Source organism: Nonomuraea deserti (assembly GCF_004348685.1).
In the GTDB taxonomy this organism is placed as follows: Bacteria; Actinomycetota; Actinomycetes; order Streptosporangiales; family Streptosporangiaceae; genus Nonomuraea; species Nonomuraea deserti.
This window is the reverse complement of record NZ_SMKO01000161.1, coordinates 1-24,263: the sequence shown is the minus strand read 5'-3', so window position 1 is coordinate 24,263 and position 24,263 is coordinate 1. Positions and strand designations below refer to the sequence as shown.

Sequence of the window (24,263 nt, the reverse complement as noted above, 5' to 3'; positions counted from 1 at the left end):
CACCCGACCCGTCGTTCCCCGCCGACCGCCTGCGGGCCCCGGTGTTGTACGCCTCGCTGGGCACGGTGTTCGACGCCGGCCCCGAGCTGCTGCGCACGTTCGCCACCGCGCTCGCGCCGCTCGGCGGCACCGTGATCGTCTCCACCGGGCGCACCGATCCGGCCGCGCTGGAGCCGCTGCCGGGCAACGTGCTCGCCCGCCGCTCCGTGCCGCAACCGGAGGTGCTGGCCCGCGCCGCGCTGTTCGTCACCCACGGCGGGATGAACAGCGTCAACGAGGCCATGCACGCCGGGGTCCCGATGCTGGTGGTCCCGCAGGGCGCGGACCAGCCGCTGGTGGCCCGGCGGGTCGTCGAGCTCGGCGCCGGCCTGTCCATCCGCACCGGGGACGCCGCCGCGGAATCCGTGAACGCGCTCGCCCGGCGGCTGCTCGACGAGCCACGCTTCCGGGCCGCGGCGGCCGACCTGCGGGTCGCCCAGCGCGAGGCGGGCGGCTATCTGCGCGCCGCCGACGAACTCGAGCACTACCTGCACCGGACCTCCCGCCCGGCCGATCGCCCAGCTGACCGCCTGCCCGACCGTCCCGCTGACCGCCCGGCCGACCGTCCCGCCGACCTTCCGGCGGACCGCCCGGCCGGCTGGCCTGCTCCGGCGGATTCGCCGCAGGAGCGCTGACCCATGTCGCCGGCCGTCGTCGTCCTGGTGCTGCTCGCCGGGCTGTCGGAGTCCGCCGGGCGGATCCTGCCCCTGGTGGCTCGCCGCCCGGGGGTGTCGCGGTCGAACGCGATCCTGCTCCTGCTGACCGGCGCCGTGGTCGAGGGCGCCGTGTTCGCGCTGTGGCCGCTGACCGCGTGGACCCTCGCCGAACTGCTGGTGTCGGCTCCCGTGTCGGGCGTCGCCGCGTTGACCTGGACGCCCGGCCTGGTCGTCCCGCTGCTGCTCGCCGCCGTCATCGCGTTCCCGCTGCTCGGGCCGCTGCTGCACCTGCTGCTCCTCGTCGGCGTGGGGACCGGCCTCGCGACCCAGCTCGCCGCGACGACAGGGCTGAGCTGGTGGCCTGCCGCGGGTTGCGTGGCCGTCGCCGGGATCGGGCTCGCCGCCGCCGTCGACGTCGTACGGCGCCTGGTCGTGCGGATCAGCACCCCCGCGCGGGAGCTCACATGACCGAGTTCCCGCTCCTCGTCCTGGTGCTCGGCCCGGTCCTGCTCGCCGAGGCCCTGCTCGCCCGCTACGAGGTGATGGCGTACACCGCCGGCTGGCGGACGCCCACGACCGAGCTCCCGCAGGGCATGCCCTACGCACGCGGCGCGGATCCCGGCCGTCCCCCGGACGCCTACCTGGTCTATCTGGACGGCATCGGGAAACGCCGGTTCCGCGACACCCGCGACGGTGGCCAGCTGGTCAGCGCCCTGATCGCCGGGGCGCCCGAGCTGCGGGTGCTGGGTCAGGTGCAGCCGTACTCCCCGCTGGCCGACCCGCTGGGCGACCGGCCCGTGTGGGCGTGGCTCCGCCGTCGCGTCGGGCTCCTGCTGTTCCTGCACAACGTCATGCAGATCTTCGTCGCCGCCGACCGGCGGTACCGTCCCCTGTACAACCGCGCCGTGGGCGCCCAGATCGTCGACCAGCTGCGCCTCGCCGGCTACCGGCCGGGCAGCGGCACACCGGTGGTGCTGCTCAGCTACAGCGGCGGCGCCCAGGTCGCCACCGGCGCGGCCGGGGAGCTGCACACCCGGCTGCGCGCCCCGCTCCTGCTGATCACCGTCGGCGGGTTCCACAACGGCGCCAACGATCTCACCCACGCCCGTCACCTGCACCAGCTCACCAGCGCCGACGACTGGATCGAGCGAGTCAGCGTCTGGATCTTCCCCCAGCGCTGGCGGCTGTTCCGCCGGAGCGGATGGAACCGGGCCGTCCGCGCGGGAAAGGTCACCGTGCACCGGCTCGAACCGGCCACCCACGTCGGGCGGCGCAGCTACATCAGCCTGGAGCGGGAGCTGCCCGGCGGCCGTAGCTACCTCGACCGCACCGCCGGCACCGTGATCGCGCTGATCCGCGCCCACTGCGGTGCGGTCAGATGATCCGCGCCACGACCGCGCGGGACACGCCCGCGGGAGGCCGGCCCGCGGGCACGCCGTGCCGCCCCGGCTACTTACCGGAGGCGTTCTGGGCGGCCCAGTCGCGGTAGCGGATCTTGCCGAGGGTCGCGTCGCCGAGGGGAACCAGCGAGCGCTCTCCCAGCTCGCTGCCGAAGTAGCGCGCGTGCGGGTCGGTGACCACCTCGCGCGGGTCGCCCCAGCCGGCCAGCGCCTCGCGGAAGAACTCGTCCATCCGGGACTGCTCGGGCCCGGCGATCTCGGTCCTGCCGTTCAGGGGCGTCCCCACCGCGACCCTGCCGACCGCCGCCGCGACGTCGTCGCCCGCCATGGGCTGGAAGAGCACGGGAGCGATCCGTACCGTGTCGCCGACCGCGGCCTCGTCGGCGATGCCGCGGACGAACTCGTAGAACTGGGTCGCGTGCACGAGCGAGTACGGGATGCCCGACTTCTCGATCAGCTGCTCCTGGGCGATCTTCGCCCGGAAATAGCCGTTCTCTGGCATCCGCTCCGTTCCCACGATCGACAGCGCGACGTGGTGGCCTACGCCGGCCGCCGCCTCGGCGGCGAGCAGGTTGCGGGTGGAGGTCTCGAAGAAGTTCAGCACGGCGGCGGGCTCGAACGACGGCGAGTTCGACACGTCGACCACGACCTGCGCGCCCTCCAGCACCTCGGCCAGCCCTTCGCCGGTGAGGGTGTCGACGCCGGTGTTCGGCGAGGCCGCCACGGCCTGGTGACCGTGGTCGCGCAGCTTCGCCACGAGCTTCGAGCCGATCAGGCCGGTTCCGCCGATGACAACGATCTTCATGGCACTTTCCTTTCGGGTTCGCCGGGGCGTCTGTGCCGGCCGGTCGCCAGCTAAGACAGGGCGGACCCTCGGGCTTGTGACAGCCCCCGCGGAAAATCTTCCCCGGGCGGCGGCGTCACGGCTCCTCCTTGAACCTTTCGAAGACGAGCTGGGTGCGGTGGACGGCGCGCACCCCGTACACCTCGGAGATCAGGTCGGGGGTGAGGACCTGGCCGGGCGGGCCGCCGGCGAGAACGCGGCCGGCGCTCATGACGTACAGGCGGTCGCAGAACGCGGCGGCCTGGTTGAGGTCGTGCAGCACGGCCAGCGTGGCGACGCCCAGCTCACGCACCAGGTGCAGGATCTCCAGCTGGTGGCGGATGTCCAGGTGGGAGGTGGGTTCGTCGAGCAGGAGCAGGGGGGTCTCCTGCACCAGGGCGCGGGCGATGAGCGCGCGCTGTTTCTCGCCGCCGGACAGGGTGGCGTAGACGCGTTCCTCCGCGCCCGCGAGCCCGACGCGGTCGAGGGCCCGCGCGCACCGCTCCTCGTCGGCGGCTGGGACACGTTCGTACGGCGTGCGGCCCATCAGAACCACCTCGCCGACGGTGAAGTCGAGCTCGGAGGGCGTCTCCTGGGCCACCACGGCGGTTCGCCGGGCGGACTCGCGCCAGGACAGGCCGTGCACGTCGTCGCCGTCCACGCTGATGAGCCCGGCTGAGGGACGCAGGGCCCGGTAGATCGTCCGCAGCAGGGTGGACTTGCCGCATCCGTTCGGTCCGACGAGGGCGACGAACTCGCTGGCGTCGACCAGGAGGTCGGCCTCGTGCACGATCGGGCGGCCGTCGAGGCGTACGGAGACGCCGCGCAGGTCGAGCATCATGCGACGGTCACCGCCCGGTCGACCGAGCGCCGGCGCAGCAGCCACAGGAAGAACGGCACCCCGAACAGCGCGGTGACGATGCTGAGCGCCAGTTCCTGCGGCGCGTTCACGGTGCGCGCGGCGACGTCCACGAGCTGCAGGAACGCCGCCCCGAGCAGCGCCGTGACCGGGAGCACCCTGCGGTGGTCGGCGCCGACGAGCAGGCGGGCCGCGTGCGGCACGATCAGCCCGACGAACGCGATCGCGCCGCTGGTGGCCACCAGGACGCCGACCAGCAGGGAGGTGAGGACGAAGAGCGTGATCCGCAGGCGGGCGACGTTCACGCCGAGGGAGACGGCGGTCTCCTCGCCGGCGGTGAGCGCGTTGAGCCGGCGGTGCTGCAACAGCAGGTAGACCAGGCCCCCGACCAGCACGACGGTCGGCAGCGGCAACATGTGCCAGCGGGCCCCGCCCAGGCTGCCCATGAGCCAGAACAGCACCTGCTGCGCCGCCCGCCCGCTCTGTGCCTGCTGCAGCACGAAGCTGTAGAGGGCCTGGAAGAGGTACGCCAGCGCGACCCCGGCCAGCACCAGCCGCGACGGGGTGAGCCGGCCCGAGCGCTGGGCCAGCGCGTACACCAGGCCCAGGGCAAGGAGCGAGCCCGCGAAGGCGGCGCCCGACAGCGACAGCCCGCCCAGCGTGGAGGCGCCCAGGATGAGCACGAGCACCGCGCCGAAGGACGCGCCGGACGAGACGCCGAGCAGGAACGGGTCGGCCAGCGGGTTGCGCACCAGCGCCTGCAGCACCGCTCCGACCACCGCCAGCCCCGCCCCGACCAGGAGTGCCAGCAGGGCGCGCGGCAGCCGGAACTCCCACACGATCTGCGCCTGCACCGGCGTCCACGTACGCGGGACGAGGCCGGGCACCAGCCGGTCGGCGACGATGCCCCACGCCTGCGGCAGCGCGACGTGCACGGCGCCGATGCTCACCGCCAGCCACGTCGCGGCGACCACGGCCACGGCCAGCGCGACGACGAGCGCCGCGAACCGGCCGCCGCGCCGGCGCGGCCTTCCGGCGGTCGTGGCCGTGGCCGGCGCCTGCCTTGTCTCGCTGGTCATGAGGTGAACGCGTCGGGGTGCAGGAATCGGGCGATGTCGGTGATGGCGAGGAGGTTGCGGTAACCGGGATGCTGGGCCGCGACCGGCACGGGGAGCACCCGCTCGGCCCTGGCCGCCGGGCTGTTCCTGGCGATGGCGAGGGCGTCGGCGGTCTTGGCCTGCACGGTCGGCATCGTCTCGCCCCGCAGGGTGGCGTACTCGCTGACCAGGATCGCGTCGGGCTGGGCGGCGCTGATTTGCTCCACGCTGACCTCGGTGTAGTCGCCCCTGACGCCGGCCAGCACGTTCACCCCGCCGGCGGCGGTGATCATCTGGTTGGTGATGCCGGCGCCGCCGTAGGCGTTGACCGGGCCCTTGCCGCCGTCGGTGGCCAGCACCTTGACCGGCGGCCGGGCGGCGACGCGCTCGCGTACGTCGTCGAGCCGGCCGCGCAGCTCGGCGACCAGTCCGGCGGCGCGGGCGGGGACGCCGAAGATCTTGCCGAGATTGTGCAGGTCGGTGAACGTGTCCTCGAGGGTGAACTCGAGCGTCTCCTCCGGGCTGCACCAGCCGCCCAGGATGTACACCGGGGAGCCCGCGGCGTCCAGCTCCTCCACGGTGGCGTAGCCGCCGCCGGCGTCGAAGCTGGCCATCGCGTTGTCCAGGACGAAGTCGGCGCCCTGGGCGAGCATGACCTCCTTCTGGGGGAGCATGATCGTCGGCGAGATCTCCGGGATCTTGTCGTACGACTCCTTCTGGCCGGGCAGGAACGCGCTCTCGGAGAAGTTCGTACGACCGGCGATCCGGTCGCCCAGGCCGAGGGCGAGCAGCGTCTCCAGGGACGGGTGATAGCCGGTCACGACCTTGGCGGGCGGCTGGTCGAAGGTGAGGGTGCGCCCGCAGTTCTCGACCGTGACGGGGAAACCGGGCCGCGGCGCCGCGGCGGTATCGGTCTCCTGCGTGGCGGGCGCCTGCCCGCAGGCGGTCAGCGTCAGGGCCGCCACCAGGACGAGCAACCTTCTCATGATCCGGCGACCGCCTTCAGCGGCGCGCTGTCGCGAGTGATCGGCATGGCTGGGGTGCGGCTCATGTGGTGAGTCTCCGGAGGTGAGAGGTCGAGCGATGGTGACGCGACGAACGACCTCATTTTGCACATATGCCGCAATTGCCAGCAAGCTGCATCAAGCCGCATCAGGTCGCGTCACCACACCGCGCACGCCCTGCCGGCCAGATCGGAACGGCGCGGACGGCGGCTCGGTACCGGTCCCGAGAGCCCTGTGGAAGACTGCGTGACCATGACGAGCGAGCACGGGCCACACGATCAGGACGAGCCGCCCGATCAGGACGAGTCGCCCGAGCAGGACGAGCCGCCCGAGCACGACGCGAGCGTCTACTGCACGCCCCCGCCGCGGACCGTGACGATCGCTTCGACGGTGTGGATCTGCTTCGGGGCGCTGCTGGCCGCCGGCGTGATCTTCACGGCCCTCAGCCCTGACTCGCCCCCTCTGAGCACGGGGCCGATCGCCCTGCTCCTGTGGATCGGCGTCGCCGTGGCCCTGATCGTCCTCGCCAAGCTCATGCGGCAGGGCAGCACGGGCGCCCGGACCGCGCTGACCGTGCTGGGGGCCGTGTCGCTGTTCGGCATCTGGACCGTGCTGTTCGTCGCCCCGGCGATCGTGCTGCAGTTCCTCCCGGACAGCAACGCGTGGTTCCGAACGGTCAACCCGCGCTAGGGCCGCACCCGGCCGGCCCGGGACTCCAGGTAGCGTTGCTCGGCGATGCTCGCGGTGGCCTTCGCGGCACGCCGGTAGAGCTCGTACGCACCGGCCGTGTCGCCGGTCCGCTCCAGCAGGTGGGCCCGCACGGACAGCAGCCGGTGATGCCCGGCCATCCGCTCGTCACCGTCCAACGTGGACAGCAGTTCCAGTCCCGCGGCCGGGCCCTCGGTCTCGGCGAGCGCGATCGCCCGGTTCAGCGTGACCATCGGGTTGGGCGCGATCCGTTCCAGGATCAGGTAGAGCGCGTGCACCTGCGGCCAGTTGGTCTCCTCGGCCGTCGCCGCGTCGGCGTGCGTCGCGGCGATGGCGGCCTGCAACTGGTACGGCCCCAGCGCCGGGGCGCCCAGCGACGCCTTGACCAGCTCGATGCCCTCGTCGATCAGGCCGCGGTCCCACGTCGTGCGGTCCTGCTCGGCCAGCGGCACCAGGTCGCCCGCCGCTGTCGTACGCGCCTCCCTGCGGGCGTCGGTCAGCAGCATCAGCGCGAGCAGCCCCGTCACCTCGCCGTCGCCGGGCAGCTGCCCGTGGACCATCCTGGCCAGCCGGATCGCCTCGTGCGCGAGGTCGACGCGGTGCAGCTCGCTGCCCGACGAGGCGGTGTAACCCTCGTTGAAGATCAGGTAGAGCACGTGCAGGACGACCCGCAGCCGCTCCTCCCGCTCCGCGCCATCCGGCAGGCTGAACGAGCTGCCCGCGGCCTTGATGCGCTGCTTGGCCCGGCTGATCCTGGCCGCCATCGTGGCCTCCGGCACCAGGAACGCGCGGGCGATCTCGGCAGTGGTGAGGCCACCGACCGCCCGCAGCGTCAGGGCGGTCTGGGAGGCCGCGGTCAGCGTCGGATGGCAGCACAGGAACAGCAGGAGGAGCGTGTCGTCGGTGCCCGGCACGTCCTCCGGCACCACCTCGGCGGCCGTCGCCGACTCCCGCTCGCGGCGCGCGTGGTCGCTGCGCATCTGGTCGATGAGCCGCCGGGACGCGACGGTCACCAGCCAGCCGCGCGGGTTGTCCGGCACCCCCTCGGCCGGCCACTGCACGGTGGCGGCGAGCACGGCCTCCTGCACGGCGTCCTCGCACCCCTCGAACTGGCCGTGCCGGCGTACCAGCGTGCCGAGGACCTGCGGCGCGAGCGCACGCAGCAGGTCCTCGACGGCCGGCGCCGTCATGCCTCCGACGGCCCGTCAGCGAACATGACCTGCCGCACCTCGACCCCCAGCCCCTTGATCGCGGCGTCCGGGATCTGCGCCGCCAGCTCGATCGCCCGCTCCTTGCTCTCGCAGTCGATCAGGTAGAAGCCGCCCAGGTATTCCTTCGACTCCAGGAAAGGGCCGTCGCTCACCACGGGCTGGCCGTTGCGCACGGACACCACCGCCGCCTGGGAAGGGTCGACCAGCGCCTGCGTGTTGATCAGCTCGCCGGACTCCTTCAGCGCCTCGATGAACCTGGCGTGGCCGTCGCCGATCGCCGCCTTCTCCTCGTCGGTCAGCGCGTCCAGCACGGCCGGGTTGATGTGCATGCTGATCAGGAACTTCATGTCGTACTCCTCGTGTTGCGCGGAGCCCCGGCTGGGCCCCTTCGACCGGTTGGTCGGAGCCGCCACCGCCGCCTTGACATCCCCGCCGGAACTTCTCGCACGAGCTCTCTCGCCGTCGCATCGCCCCGGGCCGCGATGTCGTCCTCCCTGCTCACGCAGGATAGGCGAGCCGGCCGAGGCAGGCGCGCAGCACGTCGAACCGCTGGATGGCACCCCGGCAGACGTCGTCCGGCGTAAAGAAGTGATCTTCCGAGGGGTCGGGATTCAGGCCCGTGCGAGGGGGCAGGCGGCACTCCGATGACACGTCGTACCAGCTGGGGAAGTGATGGGCCATGGCCAGGACCGAGCACCTTCCCGCCCCCGTACGCCGCCGCGACGGCCAGCCGTACGTGCGCGTGCGGGACCTCGAGCGGGACCTGCGGTCCCGCGTGGACGGGGAGGTACGCTTCGATCCCGGCAGCCGCGGCGCCTACTCGACCGACGGCTCCAACTACCGGATGGTCCCGCTCGGCGTGGTCGTGCCCCGCACCGTGGAGGCGGCCGCCGAGGCCGTGGCCGTCTGCCGCGAGCACCGCGCGCCGATCACCTCACGCGGCGGCGGCACGAGCCTGGCCGGGCAGAGCTGCAACGTCGCCGTGATCATCGACTGGTCGAAGTACTGCGACCGCCTGGTCTCCGTCGACGAGCAGGCCGCGACGTGCGTGGTCGAGCCCGGCATCGTGCTCGACGAGCTCAACCGGCGGCTCGCGGACACGCGCCTGATGTTCGGGCCGCGCCCGTCCACCCACTCCCACTGCACGATCGGCGGCATGATCGGCAACAACTCCTGCGGCTCGACCGCCCAGGCCTACGGCAAGACCTCCGAGAACGTCGCCCGCCTGGAAGTCCTCACCTACGACGGGACGCGCATGTGGGTCGGCCCCACCAGCCGGCAGGAGTACGCGCGCATCCTCGCGGCAGGCGGCCGCCGCGCCGACCTCTACCGGCGGCTGCGCGAGATCGCCGACACGCACGCGCGCGAGATCGTGGCCCGCTTCCCCGACATCCCGCGCCGGGTGTCCGGCTACAACCTCGACCAGCTGCTGCCCGGCGGGCCCTTCGACCTCGCCCGGGCGCTGGTCGGCTCGGAGGGCACACTGGTGACCGTGCTGCGGGCGGAGCTGAAGCTCGTGCCGGTGCCGGAGAACGAGACGCTGGTCCTGCTCGGCTATCCCGACGTCGTCGCCGCCGCCGAGGCCGTGCCGCGCGTCGCCGCCCACCGTCCGCTGCAGCTGGAAGGGCTGGACGACAAGCTGATCAACGACGAACGCCGCCGGCACATGAACGCCGACGCGCTGGCCAGGCTGCCCGAAGGCGGCGGCTGGCTCATGGTGTCCTTCGCCGGACGCACCCGGCAGGAGGCCGACCGGCGCGCCCACGCGCTCATCGGCGACCTGCGCGGCAGCAGGCACCAACCGCACGTGTCCTCCTTCGACGACGAAGAGGCCGAACGGCAGCTGTGGGCCCTGCGCGAGGGCGGGCTCGGCGCCACCGCCCGCGTCCCGGACATGCGGGTGACCTGGGAAGGGTGGGAGGACTCGGCCGTGCCACCGGAGCGGCTCGGCGACTACCTGCGTGACCTGCGCCGCCTGCTCGCCGAGTTCGGCTACGGCGACGCCGCGCTCTACGGGCACTTCGGGCAGGGCTGCGTGCACACCCGCATCCCCTTCGACCTGGTGACCGCCGACGGCGTCGCCGCCTTCCACGCCTTCCTGCGCCGCGCCGCCGACCTGGTCGTCTCCTACGGCGGTTCCCTGTCCGGCGAGCACGGCGACGGCCAGTCCAAGGCCGAGTTCCTCCCCGTCATGTTCGGCCCCGACGTCATGACCGCCTTCGGCGAGGTCAAAGCCCTCTTCGACCCCGAGAACCGGATGAACCCCGGCAAGATCGTCGCCCCGTACGGGCCGCCGAACGCGGCGACGGACGACCTGCGCCTCGGCAGCGCGTGGACGCCCGTGGAACCCGCCGTGGAATTCGGCTACCCCCACGACGAGGGCAGCTTCCAATGGGCCGTGATGCGCTGCGTCGGCGTCGGCCAGTGCCGCAGCCACACCGGCGGCGTCATGTGCCCCTCCTACCGGGCCACCGGCGAGGAGGAGCACTCCACCCGCGGCCGGGCCCGGCTGCTGTTCGAGATGCTCAACGGCCACGCCGACACCCCCGTCGCCGGCGGCTGGCGCTCCGAGGCGGTACGCGACGCGCTCGACCTGTGCCTGGCCTGCAAAGGCTGCAAGCACGACTGCCCGATGAACGTGGACATGGCGACCTACAAGGCCGAGTTCCTCGCCCACCACTACGCGCACCGGCTGCGCCCCGCGGCCCACTACAGCATGGGCTGGTTGCCGCTGTGGGCCCGGCTGGCCGCCTTCGCGCCGGGCGCGGTCAACGCGCTGACGCACGCTCCCGGCCTGGCCGGGCTGGTCAAGCGGCTGGGCGGCATCGAACCCCGCCGATCGTTGCCGGCCTTCGCCCGTACCCGCTTCAGCGACTCCTACCGGCGGCGCGGTCCGCGCGGCACCGGCGAGCGCGGCAGCGTGCTGCTGTGGCCCGACACCTTCACCGACAACCTCGCGCCGCGCATCGCCGCCGCCGCCGTCACGGTGCTCGAAGCCGCCGGCTACCGGGTGCTCATCCCGCCGCGCACCCTGTGCTGCGGGCTCACCTGGATCTCCACCGGCCAGCTCGGCGTCGCCAAGCGGATGTTGCGCCGCACGCTGCGCACGCTCGCGCCGCTGTTGCGGCAGGGCATCCCCGTCGTCGGCCTCGAGCCCAGCTGCACGGCGGTCTTCCGCGACGACGCCCCGGCCCTGCTGGCGCACGACCGCGACGCCGCGCGCCTGGCCGAGCAGACCACGACGCTGGCCGAACTGCTGACGCGCACCGACGGCTGGCAGCCGCCCGCCATCGACCGTGACGTCCTCGGCCAGCCGCACTGCCACCAGCACGCCGTCCTCGGCCACCAGGCCGACCATGATCTGCTGGCCCGCGCCGGGGCCCGGCTGAGCACCGTGGGAGGTTGCTGCGGCCTGGCGGGCGACTTCGGCTTCACCGCCGGGCACATGGAGGTGTCACTGGCCTGCGCCGAGCACGAGCTGCTGCCCGCCATCCGCGGCGCCGGCGCGGACACGGTGATCCTGGCCGACGGCTTCAGCTGCCGTACCCAGATCAACCACACCGCTCCCGAACGCCGCCCGCTGCACCTGGCCGAACTTCTCGCCGCCCACCTGAGGCCCGGAGCCGGCCCGGCCGAAGACACGTGATGGACGGGGGGAAGGCCTGCCCGCGACGGCCCGCGCACGGGCGTCCACGGACGGGCGCGCGCCGGCTGCCGGCGAGACTCGGGCTCGGCCGCTCGGCCGCTCGGCCGCTCAGCCGAGGAGGCCGGGAAGGATGGTGCCGAGCGCCCCTCCGCCCAGGATGCCTCCGAGGAGGTTGCCCACCTGGGCGAGCAGCGAGCCGAGCAGGTCCCCTGACGGGGCCGGGGCGGCGGCGGCGGGAGTGGCGAGCGCGACGGTCAGCATGGCGCCGGTGGCCAGGATGGCGGTCATACGGGCAGTGGACTTCATGGTGTTGCCTCCACAGGCAGTGACGGAAAGTGATTGCCAGTTACCCTATGTGACGATGATGCTGATCACTGTGACCGCCTCGCCCGGTGTGTTCGGGAGATGTGCCGTTTCCGCCCCGGCGGCGACTCAGGCTGGATCGGGCAGGATCATCGCCGCCAGCCGCGTCCGGTCGGCCAGGACCGTGATGCCGGCGATGCGGCCGTCGGCGACGGTGAACGCGAGCACCGACAGCGGAGTGCCGTCCTCGCGCCAGGAGACGATCCCGGGCAGGCCGTTGACGAGCACCGCCCGGTACCGTACGGCCGCCCCGGAGGACACGCGCGAGCGGCCCGCGACCTCGGTGGCGCCGAGGACGACGACCCTGCCGCCAGGGATGTCGACGGTCAGCCTCACCTCGGGGTCGAGCACGCGCAGCAGGCCCTCGAAGTCGCCGTGGCGAGCCGCCGTCAGGAACGCCTGGACCACCTCACGCTGCTCGCGCCCGGCCGCCGCCGGTTTCCCGGTCGCCTGCACCTTCTTCCTGGCCCGGCTGGCGAGCATCTTGGCGGCGTCGGCGGACTTGCCGAGGATCTGGCCGATGTCGTCGAACGGCACCGCGAACAGGTCGTGCAGCACGAACGCGAGCCGCTCGTCCGGCCGGAGCGACTCGAGGACGACGAGGAGCGCGAGCCCCACCGAGTCGGCGAGCGCCACGTCGTCCTCGGGCGCGAGGCCGTCGTCGGCCACCACGACGAGCTCGGGCAGCCGGTCGTCGTAGGACGCCTCAGGGCGGCTCCGGCGTGCGCGCAGGACGTCGAGGCTGATCCGGCCGACCACCGTCGTCAGCCAGCCGGCGAGGTTGTGGATGGCCGCCGGGTCCTGGCGGGAGAGCCGTAGCCAGGCCTCCTGGACCACGTCGTCGGCGTCGGCGTGCGAGCCCAGCATGCGGTAGGCGACCGCGCGCAGCCGGTCGCGGTGCGACTCGAACGCCTCGGCCACCGGAGCCGCCGGGCTGGTGTCGGACATGTCGTTACCTTCCTCGGAACCGCCCCGTCATAGGTGATGACGGACCCGGACGGGCACACGTAACCGATGAAGGGCAGAACCGATGGAAGCACGGATGAAGAGCCCGGAGAACGCCGACGTCATGACGGCGATCCAGCACCTCTACAGGGCGGTGCACGCCGGCGGCGCCGACCCGCTCCTCCTCGAACTGGTCCATTTGCGCGCCAGCCAGATCAACGGCTGCAGCCCGTGCGTGTACGCGGGGGTCGCGTCGGCCAGGAAACGGGGAGAGACCGACGAGCGGCTGCACAACGTGGTCACCTGGCGCGAAACCCCCTTCTTCACCGAGGCGGAGCGGGCGGCGCTCGCGCTGACCGAGGCCGCCACCCGGATCCAGGACGGGGCGCCGGGCGTGACCGACGAGATCTGGGACGCGGCCGCCGCCCACTTCGGCGACGAGCAACTGTCCGCGCTCGTGCTGAACATCGCGCTGACCAACTTCTTCAACCGGATCAACCGCGCGGTACGCCAGCAGGCCGGCAAGACCTGGTGAGCAGGGCGGGGCGCCGTCCGCGGCCGGCCCTGACCGGCGACGGACGACGCCCCCTCCGGCCCCGGGGGCACCGTCACAGTGGCGTGACCGGGCCGGCTTTCGGCACGTACACCAGGGCGTCGTAGGCCTGGGCGGGCGTCATCGTGACCGTGTAGGCCGAGCTCAGGTGGCTGTAGATCGACCGGAACCCGTCGCCGACGCTGCCCATCGGGATCTCCGAGGCGAGCAGCTCGCGGTTGCCGGGCCTGGAGGAGGCCCGCGCGACGTTGACGTAGCCCAGCGGCTCGTCGCCGAACAGCGCGGCCAGGGGCGAGTCGTGGCTCACGGTGAACTGCTTGCGTCGTCCGGAGTCCTCGTCCTTGCTGACGAAGGTGCTCGTGCCGAATTCCGTGCCGATCGTGAAGTAGTCCTCGCCGTACGTCTGGGCCAGCCGCCGCCCCATCGACGCGAACGGGAACGCGGCGCCGCTCTTGTCGATGTGGCCGTTGTGGCCGCACACCATGATCTTCTTCCGTCCCTGGGAGCCTTCCAGGTCGGCGATCCAGCCGACGTTCCCGGCCATCCAGGCATCCCGTTTGGCGGCGTAGTCGGCCCCGGACACCTGCAACCGCGCGCCGCGCAGGATCGTCTCGGCGTGGTGCACGGCGAGCACGAACGATCCCTCGGAGCTGCGGCTCACGTACGTCTCGCGGTTGTCCTTCATGTGGGCGACGAGCCGTTCGGCGGCGGTGGCGGCCGCGGTGACCTCCGCCTTGTCCTGATCGGACCTGGTGGCATCGGTGAGGCCGGCCAGCGACTCCTTGACCGGGCCGACCCGAGCGGGGTCGGCCGTGGCGAGATAGCGCAGAAGCCGGTCCTTGTTCCGGTCGTAGCGCTGCATGTCGAAGCCGTAGAGGCGCACCTTGTCCGCGTCGGGGACAGCGGCGTTGTGGTCGTGGATCCATTCGATCAGATCCGCCATCTCGCGGGTGCGGTAGATGTCGAAGCCGAGCGCCGCGGCCGCGGCCTCCGCGCTGCCCTCGCCCTTCATGACATAGTCGTCGGCCACTGCCGTGCCGCCGAAGTCGGCCTCCAGGGCGACGGTGCGGAAGCCGTGGTCCGTGACCAGCTTCCGGATGATCAGTGCGCGGGTCTGGACGAACTCCTTGTTGCCGTGCGTGGCCTCACCGATCCCGACCACCCGCCTGCCGGCGGCGTCGGAGAGCGTGGCCTGGGCGAGCGGGACCACGGCGTCGGGCGTCACTCGGGAGGTGTCCACACCTCCGCAGCCGGTCGCCGGCAGGGCGATCAGGGCGAGGCCGGCGAGCGTTCGGGCGAGCTTGGGGCTCATGTCGGTTCACTTCCTTGACGTCCGGGGAACGCCCGGCCGACGGTGCAGGGCACGCCGTCGGGCGCCTTGACGTCCTTGGGAGACTGGCTGACGTGGTCGAACTCGATCACGCGTCAAGTCCACAGGAGGCGCGGTCGCCGGGTCATCGAACCTGGGTCGAGTGCGGCCGGGCGCAGGGTTGGACCCGCCGCCCCGGTTGTAGACCTGCGGCCACCCGGGTGGGGACCCGGGTAGCCGGAAGCGCGCAGACGGCGACACTTCGAGCACCCGCCGGCCGCCGTCGATGCACCCCGGTCCGCCGAGCGGCGCATCGTCAGCGGCCCGCGACCCCGGCCGTTCAGGCCGGGTACGCGTGGGTCTCGGTGGCCTTGACCGACGCCCACACCTGCTGCCCGGGCATCAGGTCGAGCTCGGCCAGGGCGGCGGGGGTGATGTCGGCGAAGGCCGTGATCGGGCCGTCGAGGTGGACGCGGACGTTGTCGCCGTGCCGTTCGATGCCTTCGATGCGGGCCTGCCACAGGTTGCGGGGGCTGCCGTCGGGGCGGGTGCGGTAGAGGGCGAGCGCGGCGGGCGGGAAGGCGACGAAAGCGGGTCCCCGCAGGGGTTCGCTGGTGCTGAGAAGCAGCTCGCCGACCTTGACGCGCCGGTCGTCGGCCTGCCCGCGGTAGAGGTTGAGCCCGACCAGGTGGGCGACGTAGTCGGTACGGGGGCGGCGGGCGACGGCGGCGGGTGCGCCCTGCTGGACGATGGCGCCGTTCTCGATGACGACCAGCCGGTCGGCCAGCACCATGGCGTCCAGCGGGTCGTGGGTGACCAGGACGGTGGCGCCGTCGAAGTCGGTCAGGTGGCGGCGCAGCTGGGAGCGGACCTCCAGCCGGGTGTGGGCGTCGAGGGCGGCCAGTGGCTCGTCCAGCAGCAGCAGGCGCGGGCGGACGGCCAGCGCCCGGGCGAGCGCGACCCGCTGCGCCTGGCCGCCCGACAGGTGGCGCGGCTTGGCGGCGGCCTGGCCGGCCAGGCCGACCCGCTCCAGCAGGGTGGCGGCGGTGCGGCGGGCCTCGGTCTTGGAGGCGCCCTGGCAGCGCGGCCCGAACGCGACGTTGTCCAGGGCGGACAGGTGCGGGAACAGCAGGTAGTCCTGGAAGACCATGCCGATCGGCCGCTGCTCGGTGGCCAGGCCGTGCACGGCGCCGCCGTCGAGGGTGATGTGGCCGCCCGTCAGCGGCGTCAGCCCGGCCAGGGCGCGCAGCGCGGTGGTCTTGCCCGCGCCGTTCGGGCCCAGCAGCGCCACGACCTCTCCCGGCGCGACCTCCATGGCGAGGTCGAGGGTGAAGGCGGGCCTGACGACCACCAGGTGCGCCCGCAGCGTCATGGGCTGTTCACCCACCGATCGCGCAGGCTGGCCAGGATGACCACCGAGACGGCGAGCAGGACCAGGCTGAGCACGATGGCCGCCTCCGGCTCGGTCTCCAGCGCCAGGTAGACCGCCAGCGGCATCGTCCGCGTGGTGCCGGGGAAGTTGCCCGCGAACGTGATCGTCGCGCCGAACTCGCCCAGCGCCCGCGCCCAGCACAGCACCGCGCCGGCCACGACGCCCGGCATGACCATGGGCAGCGTCACCCGCCGGAACACCGTCCAGCGCGAGGCGCCCAGCGTGGCGGCGGCCTCCTCGAAGCGCTGGTCGGCCCCGCGCAACGCGCCTTCCACGCTGATCACCAGGAACGGCATCGCGACGAACGCCTCGGCGACGATCACGCCCGCCGAGGTGAACGGCAGCGTGACGCCGAAGGCGGCCTCCAGCCACTGCCCGACCAGGCCGCGCCGGCCCAGCACGAGCAGCAGGGCGACGCCGCCCACCACCGGCGGCAGCACCAGCGGCACGGTGACCAGGGCGCGCACCACTCGCCGTCCCGGGAACTCCACCCTGGCCAGCAGCCAGGCCAGCGGTACGCCGAGCAGCAGGCAGGCCACGGTGGCGATGGTGGCGCACACGAGCGACAGCCGCAGCGCCTCCAGCACGTGCGGCTCGGCCAGCCGCTCGAGCAGCGTGGGCCATGGGGCGCGGATCAGCAGTCCGGCCAGCGGCAGCACCAGGAAGGCCAGCCCCGCGAGTGCGGGAACGACCAGCATCCACGGCAGCCGGCCGCGGACCTCGCGGCCCGCGGCCGGACGCCCGCCGCGCGGGCCGGCGGGCTGGGACTGCTGCGCTGGAGAGCCCATCGGTGATCAGGGAGCCTCGAAGCCGGCCTTGGTCAGGACGTCTTCGCCCTGCGGCGACAGCACCAGGTCGACGAACCGCCGGGCCGGATCACCGGCCGGTGCCTCCGCCAGGACGGCGATCGGGTAGTCGTTGACCGCCTGGCCGGCCTCGGGGAAGGCGATGCCCCGCACCTTGCCGCCCGAGGCGATCACGTCGGTCGTGTAGACGAGGGCCGCGTCGACCTCGCCGAGCTCGACCTTGGTCAGGGTGGCCTTGACGTCCTGCTCCAGGGTGACCGGGGTGACCTCGAGGCCGGCCGCGTCCAGCGCCTTGACCGCCGCGGCGCCGCACGGCACCTGCTCGGCGCAGAGCGCCACCTTCACCTGGGGAGCGGTCAGGTCCTCCAGTTCGTCCACCCCGGCGGGGTTGCCGGCGGGCACGGCGATCTGCAGCTTGTTCCGTACGAATGTGGTGGGCGAGCCCGCCAGCGAGGCGTCGGTGACCGCCTTCATGGTGGCCGGGCTGGCCGAGGCGAACACGTCGGCCGGCGCCCCCTGGATGATCTGCTGCGCCAAAGTGGAGCTGGAGCCGAAGTTGAGCCTCACCGTGGTGCCCGGATGGGCGGCCTCGAAGGTCTTGCCGAGCTCGGTGAACGTCTCGGTCAGCGACGCCGCCGCGAACACCGTCACTTCCTTCGCGCCCCCGCCGGCGGACGTCGACGCGGCCGGTGCGCCGGAGCCGCAACCCGGCAGCGCCGTCAGCGCGAGCATGACGGGCAGGACGATCGCCCATCGGGGAAGACGCCTGAACACCACAGGAGTGCTCCTCACACGTGACCGGCCACGCGATCGTGACCGGGAATCTCCACGACGACGTTGGTGGACTTGATCACCGCGTCCGCCACCACCCCCGCCTCCAGGCCCAGCTCGTCCGCGGCCTGGCGGCTCATCAGCGACACCACCCGGAACGGCCCGGCGGCGATCTCCACCTGCGCCATCACCGCATCGCGGATCACCTCGGTGACGATCCCGCGGAAGCGGTTGCGCGCCGAGGAGCGGCCTCCGTCGCCGGCTGTCCCGACCTGGGAACGGGCGAAGGCCGCCAGGTCGGCGCCGTCGACCCGCCGGTGGCCGTGCTCGTCCCGCTCGGCGCCCAGCCGGCCCGCGTCCACCCACCGGCGGACCGTGTCGGAGCTGACCCCGAGCAGCGCCGCGGCCTCGCTGATCCGGAACGTCGTCACAACCCTCACCATACCTCCCGCGTATTCCACCCTGAAGACCGGATTGCCCTCGCAACAGCGGCCGGAACCACGGCTTTACCATGGCATCCACGAGGTAGGCCCAGGTGGCTGATCGCCGCCGGGCGACGAGGCCGCGGCCGTGAACGACCGGCGCGGATGCGCGGCGCCGCAACCCTCGCTAGAGTGCTTTGCGATCATCGACGTTGATCGCGCGGTCGACGGCTCTTGCCCCGTCGGGTGCGGGCACGGCTGGGCGGTCGTGCAGGGTGGACACCGGGGGAGATGGGTTTGGCCGGCCAGAGCAGAGGGCGGCCGGGCTGGCTCCACGTGGGCGCGCTCGAGCGCCGGCTGACCCGGGCCTGGCATCCCGGCACCTTCCCGCCCGCTGAGGTCCTCCTGTCCGTCATGACGTTGTCCGCCGTGCCGCGAGCCCTGGGGGTCCGCCTGGCCGCACACCTGGACGGCGGCATCGTGGTCGGGCCCGGCGCCGTGCCCGACCTGCCCGGCTTCGAGGCTCTTCGCGGTGTCGCGCTGCCGGTCCAGCAAGGCGGCTGGGAGCGCAGCGCCGGCGTCTACGATCCCAACCGGCGGCGCGTCGGGGTCGGCAGCGTGCCGTCCCCGTCGGTCAGCGTGGCCGGGCACGAGCTGGGGCACGCCACGGACCACCTGGAAGGCATGCCGTCGCGCGGCGCGTTCTGGTCGCGGCTGCACGCGTCGCGCGCGCCGCGCCTGGCGCCGCCCTTCCGGCAGGACGCGGCCGAGCTCTATGCCGAGGCCTTCGCCTGCGTGCTCACCGGGAGAGCTCGCCGCCTGATCAGCTTATTCGGGGACGAGGATGCCGCTCAGCGCGCCTATCTGTGGATATCGGGACGCTATGGGATGGGCTGACCGGATCTCCTTGCCCTGCTGAACGTGCGCGCTATCCTGAGGAAAGGACCGGTGACCGGTGAGACGGGAGGGACGCAGTTCATGACCGCCATCATGCTGGCCGGCGGAGTCCTGCGGGTGCCCGAGTCGAGCGTGTTGCCGGACGGGACGCGCGTGGACGGCACGCGCGACATCGCCCCTGACGCCCCCGACTACGCGACCTGGCTCCCGCACGTCGTTCCCGAGGGAGCCGTCTGGCGCGGCAGCACCGACGACGAGAGCATCCTGGCGCGCTGGCGAGCGGCCGCCAGCGCCTGACACGGCGAGACCCGGCGCCGTGACCGCCGGTCGGCGGTTGCAGGCCCGCGGATGGTCGCGGTCCCACACCGCCTGCTCCACCATCTCGCCGAGCCAGGCGGCGTCCTCGGTGAGGCCGGTGATCACCAACACCCGCCGCCCGCCGACGGCGCAACGGAGCTTGACGCGGTAGTGCACGTCACCGCCGAGCGCCCGGTTGAGCAGGTTGTCCCTGCTGTGGTCGATGACCTTGGCGATCTCGTCCCAGCTGATCGCCCGGCACCTGCCGGCATAGCTGTGGGCCAGACCGCCTTCGTAGAGGGTGAAGGCCTCGTCCGGACGGGTGACGGACAGCAGTCCCTGCCACAGGCCCGCACCGAACGCGCCCAGGCCCATCCCCAGAACGACACCGGGTATGACGGTGGCACCGCCGGTCACGGCCGGTCCGCCGAGGGCCGCCACCATGAGGATGCCCAGGCACGCGGCGAGCACGCCGAGGGGGACCGCGACCAGGAAGATCCGCTTCCTGCGCCGGATGTCGGTCTCGTGACGCTTCACCGGCGTGCCCAGATCCCGTACGACTGCCATCCGCCCTCCTTCTGATCCGACGAGCGGAGAAGCAACGCTAAGGGGCAGGTGCGGGGACCGGTCCCGGAACGGGACGGTCGCGGACTCCTAGACGGTGCGGCCGGCGCGGTTTTCGACGGCGTCATCGCCGAAGGCCGCGGCGAGCGCCTTCGCGATCAGGCCGGACAGCTCGGTGCGCCCGTCGTCCACGGCCCAGCGCACCAGGGCCGTGTGCAGGGCGGCCAGGCAGGCGCTCGCCACCACCTGTACGTGGAACGCCGTGTCGGGGTCGGCGGCGTCGCCGTCGAGGGCGTCGACGATGGCCTGCTGGAGGGCGTAGTGGTTGTCCAGGTGCCTGGCCCGCAACGCCGGCGTCGAGATCATCAGCCGGAGGCGGGCGAGCAGGAACCGTCTGCTCTCCGGGTCGCCGCCGGTCAGCATCGCGGCCGAGTCGATGAGCGCGCTGCCGATGCGGCGGACCAGGGGTTGCTCGGCGGACGATGCGACGATCCGCTCGGCGACGAGCCGGGCGTGCTGGTCGACCAGCACCAGGTCCTCTTTCGTGGGGAAGTGCCGGTAGACGGTCATGGGTGACACTCCGGCGGCTGCGGCGACGTCGGCCATGGTCGTGGCGTCGTAGCCGCGCTCGGCGAACAGTCGTACGGCGTGCACCTGGATCGTGCGCTGCGTCTCGGCTCTCCGCCGCGCTCGCAACGGTGCGTGCTGATCGGCCATGTGGTAGACATTACCTCATTGATAGTGACTACCAAATGGGTAGTTACTAACGGGAAGGTGATGGCATGAGTGACCTGAACGGCAGGACGGCCCTGGTGACCGGAGCGTCGCGCGGCATCGGGCGGGCGATCGCGATCCGGCTGGCGGTGGCGGGGGCGACGGTCATCGTGCACTTCGGTACGGACAAGGACGGCGCGGCGGCCACGGTCGGCGAGATCGAACGCGCCGGCGGCGCCGCGTTCGCCGTCGAGACGGAGCTGGGCGTGGACGACGACGTCGAGACGCTCTTCGCGGGCGTCGAGGCCGGCCTGGCGGGGCGCCCGCTCGACATCCTCGTCAACAACGCGGCGGCCCCGCCCGCCGGCCCGCTCGGGGCCACGACGCGGGCGCAGTTCGACCACCTCTTCGCGGTCAACGTACGAGCCCCGTACTTCATCATCCAGAGGGCATCGCCGCTGCTCCGCGAGGGTGGCCGCATCATTACGATCTCGTCCGTGACCACCCGGATGGCCAACCCCTCCCAGACGTCCTTCGCCATGACGAAGGGCGCGGTCGAGACGATGAGCATGACCTTGGCCAACGAGCTCGGAGCCCGGGGGATCACGGTGAACGCCGTCGCGCCCGGCGCCACCAGGACCGCGACCAACGGATCGTTCTTCGAAGCGCCCGGCCTGGCCGAACTCGTCGCCGGGTCGACGGCGCTCAACCGCCTGGGCGGGGCCGACGACGTCGCCGACGTCGTCGCGTTCCTCGCCTCCGACGCCGCTCGCTGGATCACCGGCCAGGTCATCGACGCGAGCGGCGGGCTGTTCCTCGGGCCGCGCGCCTGACGCGGGCCGTCGACGCCGGTGCGCGCCTGACGCGGGCCGTCTTCGCCGGTGCGCGGAACCTCGGGGAAGGTGGTGTGCCGCCCCGTCGCCGGGCCGGCGGCACGTGTCCGCCCGCAGGCCGAGACCATCGCGGCGCGCCCGCGCGCGGCGGCCCAGCGGTTGGCGGGCCGTCGCTCCCTCGGGTAGCCGCCCTCAGCCGTCGGACGTAACCTGACGGTTGGAGCCGAAGCCGCGTGGGTAGCAGCCGTGCCAGTGCGGCCCGGTCCGGTAGCGGCCGGATGACCCGACGAGGTGGAGGAAAACGAGCGCCGAGGACAGAACGTATCAAGACGCGCAGCCGGTCAAGGCGACGTGGGGAGTGGCCGCGTCAGCGACCCTGCACTGCCTCACCGGTTGCGCCATCGGCGAGGTGCTCGGCATGGTGATCGCCACCGCGCTGGGCTGGCACGACGTGCCCAGCATCCTGCTGGCCGTCGCCCTGGCGTTCGTCTTCGGCTACGCGCTCACCATGCGCGGCCTGATCCGCGCTCGGGTCACCTGGCGCAGCGCGCTGCGGCTCGCGCTGGCCGCCGACACCCTGTCGATCCTGATCATGGAGATCGTCGACAACGGCATCATGCTCATGGTCCCGGGCGCCATGGACGCCGGGCTGGCCGCGCTGCTGTTCTGGGGCAGCCTGGCGTTCTCGCTGCTGGTCGCGTTCCTCGTCACGACGCCGATCAACAAGTGGATCATCGGGCGCGGCAAGGGGCACGCGGTGATCCACTCCTACCATCGCCAGCCGGCGCCCCCTGGATCTCCGGACAGGCGCCCAGCGTGACGGCCGGGCAGTCTCCTCTGCCCGGCCGTGCGCGACGACGCTGCCTCTCGAAGGGCATCAGCGGTTGTACGCCAGACTGTGGACCGGGTGCTCCCCCTCGGTCTGCAGCCGGTATTCGTGGCCGGACTTGGCGCGGTTGTCGTCGATGACCCGCTCAGAAGGCGCCTTCTCGCCGCCCATGATCGCCTCCTGCATCTTCTCGAAGCGTTCGTGGGCTTCCTGCACGTAGCCGGTGCCCAGAGTGGTGTAGTCGATCTGGGTCGAGATGAGTTCGCGCACGTACTGCTTGTTGGGCTCGAACGTCACCGGGGCGGGCAGTTCCGGCGCGAGCACCTGCTCCGGGTCGCGGCCGTCGTGCCGCTTGAACAGCTCGGCCGCCAGCCGCAGGTGTTCCAGCTCCATGTTGAGGTGCAGCTCCCAGATGTTCTTCACCTTGGGGTCGGACTCGGTCTCCATGAACGAGTGATACAGGTAGCACTCGTTGTACTCGTGGTTGAGCAGCATCTCCCACCAGCTCTCGCCGGGGTCGACCAGCGACTCGTAGTGGGTGACGTGTTCCTCCTCGATGAGGCCGATCTCCTGGTAGAGCTGGCGGGCGATGGGCTCCATGTACATGGGGCCGACGTTCATGTAGAAGTTCATGGTCTGCTGCTCGGCCGACATGATGGTCAGCGCGTGCAGCTTGGAGATGGGCGCGGCCGAGCTCCTGTCGTAGGGCTCGCGCACGTTGTCGACGGGGTTGCGGTGGTGCAGGTAGGTGGGCCGGCCGGGCATGACCTCGGTGAGCTGGTCGACGATCTTCTCGGCCTTGCGGTGCTCGATCATCTCGTAGAGGTTGGCGTAGCGGTAGAGGTGGTCGAAGTCCTCCAGCACGCCGAACTGGTAGGCCTGCTTCAGATACGCGTCCGGCTCCATCCGGGCCACCCACGCGGTCAGGTCGACGGCGACCTGCTCGTAGGCCATGGTGGTCTCCAGCACCGACGCCAGGCCGGGCAGCAGCCAGTTGACCGCCTTCTGCTGCTGCGCCTCGATGTAACGCACGCGGGCCAACTGCTGCTTCAGCTCCACGTCGGGACAGTGGCGGGCGAGGTGGTGGCTGAACATGATCGCCTCCACCTCGATGCCGTTCATCGTGATGATCCTGCACCGCGTGTACGGGTCGGCGTGATCGGGATCGGTCGGCGTGACGTTGAGCTCACGCCAGTTGCGTAGCTGCTTGTCCAGCGGGATGCCCCGCTCCTGAAGCGGATTGAAGGTCATGTGCGTGCGCTCCTTCGCGCTGGTCCGAGAGAGGTGCGGAGTGCCCGCCCTACCCGAGGCTTCCCGGCCCAATCTCTGCGCGCTCCCGCCCGCGATTCCGGATTCGGTAAGCATTTCCGCCCGCCTTGACGTGCGCGGGCGTGCCGACGTTTCCGCTGGGTAGGCCACGCCTGGACTCGGAGGAGGATCGCCATGACCGACCAGAAGACGGCGCCGGAGACGATGGACGAGACGGATGTCATCGACCTGCTGCAGGCCCAGCACGGAATGATCCGGGACCTGTTCGACGAGGTCGAGCAGGCGCCCGCCGACCGGCGCGACGAGGCGTTCAGCCGGCTGGTGCGGATGCTGGCCGTGCACGAGACCGCCGAGGAGGAGATCGTCCATCCTCACGCGCGCCGCACCATCGACGGCGGCGACGCCGTCGTCGACGACCGGCTCGCCGAGGAGAACGAAGCCAAGGAACTGCTGTCGCGGATGGACGAGGCGGGCCCGGACGCTCCCGACTTCATGCAGAACCTGGCGATGTTGCGCGCCGCCGTCGAGGCGCACGCCCGCAGCGAGGAACGGTACGAGTTCCTCCAGCTCCGGGCCCACACCAGCGCGGCCGAGCGGCGCAGCATGGCCGCCGGGGTCAAGGCCGCCGAGGCGATGGCCCCCACCCATCCGCACCCCGGCACCGAATCGGCCGTCAAGAACGTGCTGGTCGGGACCCCGGTCGCGATGATGGACCGCGTCCGTGACGTGGTTCGCCAGGCGATGGGCAAAAATCCCTGACCATGGCGGCCCGCGGCATCCGGTTGCCCGGCACGGTCCTGGGGGTGGGGCCGGGCG

At 72.3% G+C, this 24,263-nt stretch carries 27 protein-coding genes; 10 read left to right on the top strand and 17 right to left on the bottom strand.

All coding sequences use genetic code 11. The features are described 5' to 3' along the window. From E1292_RS38105 to E1292_RS38095, 3 genes are all read left to right on the top strand, one after another. Positions 1-674 (top strand): nucleotide disphospho-sugar-binding domain-containing protein (locus tag E1292_RS38105; protein WP_281284124.1); only part of this gene is annotated, 674 nt, incomplete at its 5' end. A gap of 3 nt (positions 675-677) precedes the next feature. Further along, complete coding sequence (locus E1292_RS38100; RefSeq protein ID WP_132602884.1) at positions 678-1,163, top strand: hypothetical protein; 486 nt, start codon at positions 678-680, stop codon at positions 1,161-1,163. After that, positions 1,160-2,077, top strand: coding sequence for a hypothetical protein (locus E1292_RS38095; RefSeq protein ID WP_132602881.1), 918 nt, complete (start codon positions 1,160-1,162; stop codon positions 2,075-2,077). The genes E1292_RS38100 and E1292_RS38095 overlap by 4 nt, the downstream gene beginning before the upstream one ends. Positions 2,078-2,144: 67 nt before the next feature. Here E1292_RS38095 and E1292_RS38090 read toward each other — a convergent pair whose 3' ends face one another. The 4 genes from E1292_RS38090 to E1292_RS38075 form a co-directional block, all read right to left on the bottom strand. Beyond that, positions 2,145-2,900: an SDR family oxidoreductase gene (locus tag E1292_RS38090; protein ID WP_132602878.1), complete on the bottom strand. Its 756-nt coding sequence runs from the start codon at positions 2,898-2,900 to the stop codon at positions 2,145-2,147. A 115-nt stretch (positions 2,901-3,015) separates the two neighbouring features. Next, entirely contained in the window at positions 3,016-3,759 is a 744-nt protein-coding gene (locus tag E1292_RS38085) for an ABC transporter ATP-binding protein (protein ID WP_132602875.1), read from the bottom strand. Beyond that, positions 3,756-4,856 carry a FecCD family ABC transporter permease gene (locus E1292_RS38080; protein ID WP_132602872.1) on the bottom strand — a complete coding sequence of 367 codons (1,101 nt, stop codon included), beginning with the start codon at positions 4,854-4,856 and terminating at the stop codon, positions 3,756-3,758. The genes E1292_RS38085 and E1292_RS38080 overlap by 4 nt, the downstream gene beginning before the upstream one ends. Beyond that, positions 4,853-5,860, bottom strand: a complete 1,008-nt coding sequence (locus E1292_RS38075; RefSeq protein ID WP_132602869.1) for an ABC transporter substrate-binding protein — start codon at positions 5,858-5,860, stop codon at positions 4,853-4,855. Before E1292_RS38075 ends, E1292_RS38080 begins: the two co-directional genes overlap by 4 nt. A 270-nt stretch (positions 5,861-6,130) precedes the next feature. Here E1292_RS38075 and E1292_RS38070 point away from each other — a divergent pair, with 270 nt between their 5' ends. Continuing rightward, positions 6,131-6,568: a cytochrome d ubiquinol oxidase subunit II gene (locus E1292_RS38070; RefSeq protein WP_165974961.1), complete on the top strand. Its 438-nt coding sequence runs from the start codon at positions 6,131-6,133 to the stop codon at positions 6,566-6,568. On the opposite strand, the gene E1292_RS38065 is transcribed toward E1292_RS38070, so the two are convergent. The 3 genes from E1292_RS38065 to E1292_RS38055 all read right to left on the bottom strand — a co-directional run bounded on the left by E1292_RS38065 (position 6,565) and on the right by E1292_RS38055 (position 8,478). Continuing rightward, a complete protein-coding gene (locus E1292_RS38065; RefSeq protein ID WP_132602863.1) occupies positions 6,565-7,776 on the bottom strand; it encodes an RNA polymerase sigma factor in 1,212 nt (403 codons plus the stop codon). The two genes, E1292_RS38070 and E1292_RS38065, sit on opposite strands and share 4 nt — an antisense overlap. Further along, positions 7,773-8,144 carry a YciI family protein gene (locus E1292_RS38060; RefSeq protein WP_132602860.1) on the bottom strand — a complete coding sequence of 124 codons (372 nt, stop codon included), beginning with the start codon at positions 8,142-8,144 and terminating at the stop codon, positions 7,773-7,775. Before E1292_RS38060 ends, E1292_RS38065 begins: the two co-directional genes overlap by 4 nt. Before the next feature lie 151 nt (positions 8,145-8,295). After that, entirely contained in the window at positions 8,296-8,478 is a 183-nt protein-coding gene (locus tag E1292_RS38055; protein ID WP_132602857.1) for a hypothetical protein, read from the bottom strand. Between E1292_RS38055 and E1292_RS38050 the strand changes: the two genes are divergently transcribed. Then, positions 8,477-11,443: an FAD-binding and (Fe-S)-binding domain-containing protein gene (locus E1292_RS38050; protein ID WP_132602854.1), complete on the top strand. Its 2,967-nt coding sequence runs from the start codon at positions 8,477-8,479 to the stop codon at positions 11,441-11,443. The two genes, E1292_RS38055 and E1292_RS38050, sit on opposite strands and share 2 nt — an antisense overlap. A gap of 108 nt (positions 11,444-11,551) precedes the next feature. On the opposite strand, the gene E1292_RS38045 is transcribed toward E1292_RS38050, so the two are convergent. Both E1292_RS38045 and E1292_RS38040 read right to left on the bottom strand, forming a co-directional pair. Next, complete coding sequence (locus tag E1292_RS38045) at positions 11,552-11,749, bottom strand: hypothetical protein (protein WP_132602851.1); 198 nt, start codon at positions 11,747-11,749, stop codon at positions 11,552-11,554. A 126-nt stretch (positions 11,750-11,875) separates the two neighbouring features. Next, positions 11,876-12,754 carry a sigma-70 family RNA polymerase sigma factor gene (locus E1292_RS38040; RefSeq protein ID WP_132602848.1) on the bottom strand — a complete coding sequence of 293 codons (879 nt, stop codon included), beginning with the start codon at positions 12,752-12,754 and terminating at the stop codon, positions 11,876-11,878. 94 nt (positions 12,755-12,848) lie between these two features. Here E1292_RS38040 and E1292_RS38035 point away from each other — a divergent pair, with 94 nt between their 5' ends. Beyond that, the gene (locus E1292_RS38035; protein ID WP_500690527.1) at positions 12,849-13,286 is read left to right on the top strand and encodes a carboxymuconolactone decarboxylase family protein; all 438 of its coding nucleotides are present in this window, start codon (positions 12,849-12,851) and stop codon (positions 13,284-13,286) included. Between the two features lie 73 nt (positions 13,287-13,359). Here E1292_RS38035 and E1292_RS38030 read toward each other — a convergent pair whose 3' ends face one another. The 5 genes from E1292_RS38030 to E1292_RS38010 all read right to left on the bottom strand — a co-directional run bounded on the left by E1292_RS38030 (position 13,360) and on the right by E1292_RS38010 (position 18,053). Then, positions 13,360-14,616, bottom strand: coding sequence for an erythromycin esterase family protein (locus tag E1292_RS38030; RefSeq protein ID WP_132602842.1), 1,257 nt, complete (start codon positions 14,614-14,616; stop codon positions 13,360-13,362). A 337-nt stretch (positions 14,617-14,953) separates the two neighbouring features. After that, a complete protein-coding gene (locus tag E1292_RS38025; RefSeq protein ID WP_132602839.1) occupies positions 14,954-15,985 on the bottom strand; it encodes an ABC transporter ATP-binding protein in 1,032 nt (343 codons plus the stop codon). Continuing rightward, positions 15,982-16,833 (bottom strand): ABC transporter permease, encoded by an 852-nt coding sequence (locus tag E1292_RS38020; RefSeq protein ID WP_132602836.1) that lies wholly within the window; start codon positions 16,831-16,833, stop codon positions 15,982-15,984. The genes E1292_RS38025 and E1292_RS38020 overlap by 4 nt, the downstream gene beginning before the upstream one ends. A 6-nt stretch (positions 16,834-16,839) precedes the next feature. Continuing rightward, positions 16,840-17,628: a molybdate ABC transporter substrate-binding protein gene (gene modA, locus E1292_RS38015; RefSeq protein ID WP_246090614.1), complete on the bottom strand. Its 789-nt coding sequence runs from the start codon at positions 17,626-17,628 to the stop codon at positions 16,840-16,842. An 11-nt stretch (positions 17,629-17,639) separates the two neighbouring features. Then, positions 17,640-18,053, bottom strand: a complete 414-nt coding sequence (locus E1292_RS38010) for a TOBE domain-containing protein (RefSeq protein ID WP_132602833.1) — start codon at positions 18,051-18,053, stop codon at positions 17,640-17,642. A gap of 288 nt (positions 18,054-18,341) precedes the next feature. Here E1292_RS38010 and E1292_RS38005 point away from each other — a divergent pair, with 288 nt between their 5' ends. Beyond that, complete coding sequence (locus E1292_RS38005; RefSeq protein ID WP_132602830.1) at positions 18,342-18,941, top strand: hypothetical protein; 600 nt, start codon at positions 18,342-18,344, stop codon at positions 18,939-18,941. Here the strand turns inward: E1292_RS38005 and E1292_RS38000 are convergent. Then, complete coding sequence (locus E1292_RS38000) at positions 18,873-19,805, bottom strand: hypothetical protein (RefSeq protein ID WP_132602827.1); 933 nt, start codon at positions 19,803-19,805, stop codon at positions 18,873-18,875. The genes E1292_RS38005 and E1292_RS38000 overlap by 69 nt on opposite strands. Positions 19,806-19,892: 87 nt before the next feature. Then, the gene (locus tag E1292_RS37995; RefSeq protein WP_132602824.1) at positions 19,893-20,519 is read right to left on the bottom strand and encodes a TetR/AcrR family transcriptional regulator; all 627 of its coding nucleotides are present in this window, start codon (positions 20,517-20,519) and stop codon (positions 19,893-19,895) included. A gap of 65 nt (positions 20,520-20,584) precedes the next feature. On the opposite strand from E1292_RS37995, the gene E1292_RS37990 reads away from it, so the two are divergent. Both E1292_RS37990 and E1292_RS37985 read left to right on the top strand, forming a co-directional pair. Beyond that, entirely contained in the window at positions 20,585-21,349 is a 765-nt protein-coding gene (locus tag E1292_RS37990; protein ID WP_132602821.1) for an SDR family oxidoreductase, read from the top strand. A gap of 358 nt (positions 21,350-21,707) precedes the next feature. Then, on the top strand, positions 21,708-22,169 hold the full coding sequence (locus E1292_RS37985; RefSeq protein ID WP_132602818.1) for a DUF4396 domain-containing protein: 462 nt from the start codon (positions 21,708-21,710) through the stop codon (positions 22,167-22,169). Between the two features lie 57 nt (positions 22,170-22,226). Here the strand turns inward: E1292_RS37985 and E1292_RS37980 are convergent, their stop codons facing one another. Continuing rightward, positions 22,227-23,429, bottom strand: a complete 1,203-nt coding sequence (locus tag E1292_RS37980) for a hypothetical protein (protein ID WP_132602815.1) — start codon at positions 23,427-23,429, stop codon at positions 22,227-22,229. A gap of 192 nt (positions 23,430-23,621) precedes the next feature. Between E1292_RS37980 and E1292_RS37975 the strand changes: the two genes are divergently transcribed. Beyond that, the gene (locus tag E1292_RS37975) at positions 23,622-24,206 is read left to right on the top strand and encodes a hemerythrin domain-containing protein (protein ID WP_246090613.1); all 585 of its coding nucleotides are present in this window, start codon (positions 23,622-23,624) and stop codon (positions 24,204-24,206) included. The last annotated feature ends 57 nt before the right edge of the window (positions 24,207-24,263 follow it).

Bases quoted from the DNA above. Each gene is read 5' to 3' on its own strand.
- E1292_RS38030 (WP_132602842.1), bottom strand. From the start codon at position 14,616: ATGAGCCCCAAGCTCGCCCGAACGCTCGCCGGCCTCGCCCTGATCGCC.
- E1292_RS38055 (WP_132602857.1), bottom strand. From the start codon at position 8,478: ATGGCCCATCACTTCCCCAGCTGGTACGACGTGTCATCGGAGTGCCGC.
- E1292_RS38060 (WP_132602860.1), bottom strand. From the start codon at position 8,144: ATGAAGTTCCTGATCAGCATGCACATCAACCCGGCCGTGCTGGACGCG.
- E1292_RS38020 (WP_132602836.1), bottom strand. From the start codon at position 16,833: ATGGGCTCTCCAGCGCAGCAGTCCCAGCCCGCCGGCCCGCGCGGCGGG.
- E1292_RS38045 (WP_132602851.1), bottom strand. From the start codon at position 11,749: ATGAAGTCCACTGCCCGTATGACCGCCATCCTGGCCACCGGCGCCATG.
- E1292_RS37990 (WP_132602821.1), top strand. From the start codon at position 20,585: ATGAGTGACCTGAACGGCAGGACGGCCCTGGTGACCGGAGCGTCGCGC.
- E1292_RS38075 (WP_132602869.1), bottom strand. From the start codon at position 5,860: ATGAGAAGGTTGCTCGTCCTGGTGGCGGCCCTGACGCTGACCGCCTGC.
- E1292_RS38100 (WP_132602884.1), top strand. From the start codon at position 678: ATGTCGCCGGCCGTCGTCGTCCTGGTGCTGCTCGCCGGGCTGTCGGAG.
- E1292_RS38095 (WP_132602881.1), top strand. From the start codon at position 1,160: ATGACCGAGTTCCCGCTCCTCGTCCTGGTGCTCGGCCCGGTCCTGCTC.
- E1292_RS38065 (WP_132602863.1), bottom strand. From the start codon at position 7,776: ATGACGGCGCCGGCCGTCGAGGACCTGCTGCGTGCGCTCGCGCCGCAG.
- E1292_RS38035 (WP_500690527.1), top strand. From the start codon at position 12,849: ATGAAGAGCCCGGAGAACGCCGACGTCATGACGGCGATCCAGCACCTC.
- E1292_RS38090 (WP_132602878.1), bottom strand. From the start codon at position 2,900: ATGAAGATCGTTGTCATCGGCGGAACCGGCCTGATCGGCTCGAAGCTC.
- E1292_RS38040 (WP_132602848.1), bottom strand. From the start codon at position 12,754: ATGTCCGACACCAGCCCGGCGGCTCCGGTGGCCGAGGCGTTCGAGTCG.
- E1292_RS38000 (WP_132602827.1), bottom strand. From the start codon at position 19,805: ATGGCAGTCGTACGGGATCTGGGCACGCCGGTGAAGCGTCACGAGACC.
- E1292_RS38050 (WP_132602854.1), top strand. From the start codon at position 8,477: ATGGCCAGGACCGAGCACCTTCCCGCCCCCGTACGCCGCCGCGACGGC.
- E1292_RS37975 (WP_246090613.1), top strand. From the start codon at position 23,622: ATGACCGACCAGAAGACGGCGCCGGAGACGATGGACGAGACGGATGTC.
- E1292_RS37980 (WP_132602815.1), bottom strand. From the start codon at position 23,429: ATGACCTTCAATCCGCTTCAGGAGCGGGGCATCCCGCTGGACAAGCAG.
- E1292_RS38070 (WP_165974961.1), top strand. From the start codon at position 6,131: ATGACGAGCGAGCACGGGCCACACGATCAGGACGAGCCGCCCGATCAG.
- E1292_RS38025 (WP_132602839.1), bottom strand. From the start codon at position 15,985: ATGACGCTGCGGGCGCACCTGGTGGTCGTCAGGCCCGCCTTCACCCTC.
- E1292_RS38080 (WP_132602872.1), bottom strand. From the start codon at position 4,856: ATGACCAGCGAGACAAGGCAGGCGCCGGCCACGGCCACGACCGCCGGA.
- E1292_RS38085 (WP_132602875.1), bottom strand. From the start codon at position 3,759: ATGATGCTCGACCTGCGCGGCGTCTCCGTACGCCTCGACGGCCGCCCG.
- E1292_RS37995 (WP_132602824.1), bottom strand. From the start codon at position 20,519: ATGGCCGATCAGCACGCACCGTTGCGAGCGCGGCGGAGAGCCGAGACG.